Genomic DNA, 5,183 nt, shown 5'->3' on the forward strand with positions numbered 1-5,183 from the left:
GAAGCGTACGCGAGGGGGAGGCGATGTAAAGGGTCCGGCTACGCCCGGACTGCGTCCGCCCTTGACATCACCTCCCCCTCAAACCACACGCCTCTCGTCCGTTTCCACACGAAACGGCATAGAGCCCCCTTGAGGCACAATACGCAATTCGCCTTCAACGTGCGCGTTGAAACAACCCAACTCCAAAGGAAATGACATGAACAAAACCGAACTGGTTGATGCCGTAGCCGCAAAGACAGGCCAAACCAAAGCGGCCACCGCGGCGCTGCTCGATGGCTTCATTGAAGCCGTCACGGAGTCTCTCGTCAAGAGCGAGTCCGTGCAACTGATTGGTTTTGGTGCGTTCGAGGTCACCGAACGCGCGGCCCGAGAAGGACGCAACCCAGCCACCGGCGCTGCTCTAAAAATCGCCGCCAAGAAGGTCGTCAAATTCAAGCCGGGAAAGGCCCTGACCGAGACTATCGCAGGCGAGTGAGAGGGGAGAAGCAAGACGCAGAGCGCGTCTCTCCGTTCCCGCAACTGAAGCTCATCGCCGGGTAGCCAGCCGCATCGATGCCAAGATCAGGCAGTTTGGCCCAGTGGAAGCGAAGCTGCGATTCGAGGACCTATAGGGGTTCCCTGGCTACCGCGCGCCTCTCAAGCAGCGTCCCGTGGAGCCGCCGCCGGCACTACAATTCCTTCTACGCACGCTCCACAAAGAGCGCAACATCAGGCTGGCTGCTTTGCTTACACTCCTGACTGGACTTCCGACAACGGGCGCACCGGTGGTTCTGGTCACGCATCAGGTCACCATCCATGCCTTCACCAACGAGGGCACAGCGTCAGGCGGCGGGCGTCTGTTCGCGCTGAACGGATCGGGCGAGCCTCGTCTGTTCGGTTCGATCAAACCCGACTGAATTCACACCGGTGAGGTTAATGAGCATGCGTGTTTTCGTATTGGCCGCCTTCTTGCTGCTGTCTCTGCCAACCTTTGCGCAACCGGCCCTGCGCGTAACGCAGCTGGCCGAGTTCGCAGACGGGCTTTCGCAACCTCACGACGCGGCCTTTTCGCCGGACGGCAAACTCATCTATCTGACCGACATGCGCAACAGCCGCATCCAGGTTCTCGAAGCCATGACGCTGAAACCGGTCGGCCGCTTCGGTGCCGGTGAGTTGTCCTATCCGCACGATGCCGAGTTCGACCAAGCCGGTCGACTGCTCGTCGCCGACACCGGCAACGACCGCGTGGCAATCTACGAGATCAAGGGCGCAGAGGCCAGGCTGGTCGGCGAACTGAAGGGTCTCGCCGGCCCGGAAGGTGTGGCGGTCACGCCCGACGGCTGGATCCTCGTCACCAACACGCGCAACGCGACGCTCAGCGTGTTTCGCGACGGCAAGCTGGTGCAAACGGCCGGCGGCCCGGGCAGCAGGGACGGCGAACTGCGCAATCCGCATGACGTCGAAGTCGCAAGCGATGGCACGGTGTATGTCGTCGATTCGGCCAACAACCGCGTCCAGATATTCGACACCGCGCTACAGCATCGCGCCAGCTTCGGCGCTGCGCTCGGCCTGAGCGGACCAAAATACCTCGCCATCGACGGCGATCGCGTCTGGCTGGCCGACGAGTACAACCATCGCATCCTGCTCCTTGATCGCAGCCATCAACTGCTCGGTGTGCTCGGCAGCGGCAAGCGCGGCCGCGCCGCCGACGCCTTCCACAAGCCCGAGGCCGTGCTTGCCCGCGCGCCCTACGTCTGGGTCATCGATACCTACAACGATCGCGTCGTGCTGCTGCGCATCGACTGAGCCACGGCGGTCCGGGAACCCGTGTGCCGACGGCCGTTGATCCGCGAGGCCGTCCGCTTGCCAGCGAATGGCGCCAATCACGTGACCCCGCAGCAGACGGCGGCAAAAAAATGCCCCGGGAACCACTGCCTGGTCGGGCAGGAGTCCCCGGGGCGACCGGTGGTTCCCGTACGCGGCTGGGCCGTCTTGCCGCGATGGGTTGATCAATCTGGAAAACAATGCCGATGACGCGCCAGCACCCGCTCGCGGATCTCGTCGGGGTCGAGGCCAAATAGAGTGCAGCAGGTGCGGTACGAGAAGGCTCCTGACCGCTCCTGCGGTGCTCGCAGCCACGCAAGAATCTCGCACCGCGTCGCCGCGGAAACCCGTGCATCGAAAAGATCGTGCAGTGACTTCTCCAGGAGATGCCCATGCAGACGGACAAGATCTTCGTCGGTCCACAAGGCGTTTCTCTCGGCTACTGCCCCGCCCTTCCCTCTGACAGACGCCGGCGGCCGCGGCATGGGTTCGTCGTCCGCGTGCATCACTGTCTCCGAGGTGAGCGGCCGAGGTGCTCACCCGGGACGGGGAGAACCTCGGCATCGCTGCTCAGACCGACGGGCTGTTGACCACGCCGCGGATCGGTGACGATGGGGACAATTGCGACGGCGGCGTCAACGCGGCCTTGCGGCTGCGATAGGCGCGCAGGAGCTGTTCGAGATCCTCGCCAGCAACGAAGTCTTCCGCCTGCGCGTAGACTTCGTCCAGTGCCTCGATCGATAAGGCTTGCCCGATGCTCGTCAGCAGATCGGCGAGCGGTTTGCGGGTTGCCGCGCGTGCCGGGTCGGACGCCTGGCCGGGGTCATCCGGCGGCTCGTCGAGGACCGGCGCCCAGGAGCCGTCGATGGCCTCGGCAATCCCGAGGTTCTGGGTCTCACCACGCTCGTTGAGCTCATCCATCGCCAGCGCCATCGCCAGCTCGGGTGATTTCGGCAGCAGATTGCACAAGCGGCGAATCACCGTCTTGAGACCCATCGGGACAAAATGCGTGTCCCAGGGGCTCTCCTTGCGCAGCTTCCTGGCCATCTGGTAGCCGCGGGAATGATCCCGAGCCTGCTCGACCTGTTCTTTCGACAGGGCGTGGAAGGTGCGGGTACCGTCCTTGAACACCGCGACGGCGTAGAAGCCGACGATCGCGCCCCGCTCCTCGTCGGCAGCCGGAAAGCCGTTCTGCTTCAACGGCTCGTGCATCAACGATCGATTCAGACCGAGGACGATGTCGAAACGGTCGTTGATTCGCACCTCGTGACCGTAGATATCCTGCACCAGACCACTGTTGCGGGCGAGCTTCATCAGGCCCTGGTAGCCGGGAATCAACTGGCACTGGCTGCCAAACGGGACGAGGTGCGCTTCGCCCATCAGGCCGACTTCGAGGCCGAGCTGGCTGGACTGAATGACCGCCGCGAAGACGCTGCGCGGATCGACATCGGCAAGTTTCGGATTCAGGCGAAAGGCGGTCAGCGCCACCCGAACGATGCGGTCCGGGCTCAGATGCCGCGGTAGCGCCCGGGCGACTTCGCCCTTGAACTGTTCGAGCATCGCCGGAAAGGAGACGACATGGGTCGGCGTCCCCTGACGGGACTTCTGGAGGTTGCGCAAGGTTTGTGACATGGTTTTCTCCAAAGAGGAATGGCGGAGACACCCTGTCGCCCAAAGCGGGGACTGGTTCCCCGCCGGGGTGGATGAACTACAGAAAAGGGCCGCTCAGGCGGCGTCGAACGCGAAGGCTTCGGCGTTGGCGGCCCAGCGCGGCAGGGAGATCAGTTCGACCTCGCCCGCCGGCTGGTACGCCGGCCAGGTGCCGGACTCCTGGCACCACTTCAAGAGCTGCAGCGCGGCCTGATACTTCCTGCGACCGATCTCGATGATTTCCGGATCGGCCCGATACACGGCCACGGCATGTGGTGGCTCCTTCTCGACGGCGACGAAGAGAAAGGGCAGTTCCCTGCCGGTCACGCGCTTGATTCCATCGACGTAGAACGCCGCCTGGACGTCGTAGCCGAGGTTGGCGATGGCGCGGGAAAAGCCGCGGCTGCTGGCATCGAGACAGCTCTTGAGATCGACGATGGCTGTCTCGTTGAACCAGTCGGGACGACACCGGCAGGCGATGCCGGTGGCTGGATCGCTCCAGAAGGCCGATAGTTCGGCTTCTCCCTGCTCCAGCAGTCTGGCCGCTCCCTGGTGGGCGAGCACGGCTGCACGCATCCGGCTCAGGGTCGCCAGATCCTCGGGGGTGATCAGGGTCTTGCCCTGGGTGGCCTCCTCGAACCGGGCAGCGGCTTCCTTGCCTTCCTTGGTGCGGCGATCAAACTTATCGGCCACCACGAACTCCTCGGAAAAGCGGTCCGGCTCGAGGACGTAGGTGTGAACCGCGCTGCCCAACGCCATCGCCGGTGTCGGTGGCGGCGGATGGTCCAGCGTTTCGCGCAGATGCGCGGGACTCTTGAGCATCTTGAGGATGCCGGAGTGTCCGATCGACTGATCGGCGTGATACTGCTTGGCCGGCATGTGCAGCAGGCCAGGATGTCTCGGATGCATGGTGCCTCCAGAAAGAAGTTGCCGGAGTCACCTGCCCCTGCCGGGGAAAGCGTCCCCGGCAGGGTGGATGAAGTGCTGCTTGTTTTGTGCGGCCAGCGACCGCGACTTGCTCGGGCGCATGAAAATCCATGGCGCTCGCTCATAGGCTGCTTTCCGGAAGGCGTTCGGCGAACGCCCTCGGGAAAGCCCCGGCAAGCCGGGGCTGGGTTCAGTCGGCCGTTCGCGCCTACTGCGCGAGGGCGATTGCCTTGCGCAGCAGGGTGCGGGTTTCCGGATCGGTGCGGCTTGCCTGGAGTCTCTGGTGGAGATCACAGGCAGGTGCGATCGGGAGCGCCTTGAAGAGTCGATCGAGAAGGGGATTGGATTGCACGATTGCATCCTGCGCCGGGTCGAGAGCCATGGTCAGAGCCCCAAAGCGCGGACGATTGGCCGGCTGATGATCCAGCCGGAGATGCCGCAAGCGATTGGAACGAGAATCATGAGATGCCTCCAGGAAAGAAAAAGGGGGCACCCTCCCCTGACACGGGGACGATGCCCCCGCTCGGGGATGAGATTTCAGGCGATGACTTCGAAGGAAGCCTCGCCGCTCTTGACGCGATCGGGTTCGATCAGACTCCGGCGCTGGCAAGCCGGAACGTGGTACGGCCGCCAGTCGGTCCTGGCTTCCTTTGCCAGCTCGGGCGTGACCGTCGGTGCGGGCTTCTGGAGAAGCCAGTCCTGGACGGTCTGCGCGGCGGAGCGGAGAAAGGAGAGAATCAGATGCAACCCTGCCAACAGGGCGAGAACGAGAATGACGCGCTCCATCAACAAACCTCCTGAAA

The 5,183-nt window shown here is 63.7% G+C and carries 7 protein-coding genes; 3 read left to right on the plus strand and 4 right to left on the minus strand.

Features of this window, described 5'->3' with window-relative positions; translation table 11 throughout:
• Positions 1-196: 196 nt before the first annotated feature.
• The 3 genes from V5B39_RS21690 (at position 197) to V5B39_RS21700 (ending at position 1,785) form a co-directional block, all read left to right on the plus strand.
• Entirely contained in the window at positions 197-475 is a 279-nt protein-coding gene (locus V5B39_RS21690) for an HU family DNA-binding protein (protein ID WP_332344892.1), read from the plus strand.
• A gap of 175 nt (positions 476-650) precedes the next feature.
• On the plus strand, positions 651-896 hold the full coding sequence (locus V5B39_RS21695; protein ID WP_332344893.1) for a hypothetical protein: 246 nt from the start codon (positions 651-653) through the stop codon (positions 894-896).
• 19 nt (positions 897-915) lie between these two features.
• On the plus strand, positions 916-1,785 hold the full coding sequence (locus V5B39_RS21700) for an NHL repeat-containing protein (protein ID WP_332344894.1): 870 nt from the start codon (positions 916-918) through the stop codon (positions 1,783-1,785).
• Positions 1,786-2,373: 588 nt separating this feature from the next.
• On the opposite strand, the gene V5B39_RS21705 is transcribed toward V5B39_RS21700, so the two are convergent.
• From V5B39_RS21705 to V5B39_RS21720, 4 genes are all read right to left on the minus strand, one after another.
• Positions 2,374-3,435 carry a recombinase RecT gene (locus tag V5B39_RS21705; protein WP_332344895.1) on the minus strand — a complete coding sequence of 354 codons (1,062 nt, stop codon included), beginning with the start codon at positions 3,433-3,435 and terminating at the stop codon, positions 2,374-2,376.
• A gap of 93 nt (positions 3,436-3,528) precedes the next feature.
• Positions 3,529-4,362: a PD-(D/E)XK nuclease-like domain-containing protein gene (locus V5B39_RS21710; protein WP_332344896.1), complete on the minus strand. Its 834-nt coding sequence runs from the start codon at positions 4,360-4,362 to the stop codon at positions 3,529-3,531.
• 226 nt (positions 4,363-4,588) lie between these two features.
• A complete protein-coding gene (locus V5B39_RS21715; RefSeq protein WP_332344897.1) occupies positions 4,589-4,732 on the minus strand; it encodes a hypothetical protein in 144 nt (47 codons plus the stop codon).
• Positions 4,733-4,917: 185 nt separating this feature from the next.
• Positions 4,918-5,183: hypothetical protein (locus tag V5B39_RS21720; RefSeq protein WP_332344898.1), on the minus strand; the 266-nt coding region annotated here is incomplete at its 5' end.

Source organism: Accumulibacter sp. (genome assembly GCF_036625275.1).
GTDB lineage: Bacteria > Pseudomonadota > Gammaproteobacteria > Burkholderiales > Rhodocyclaceae > Accumulibacter.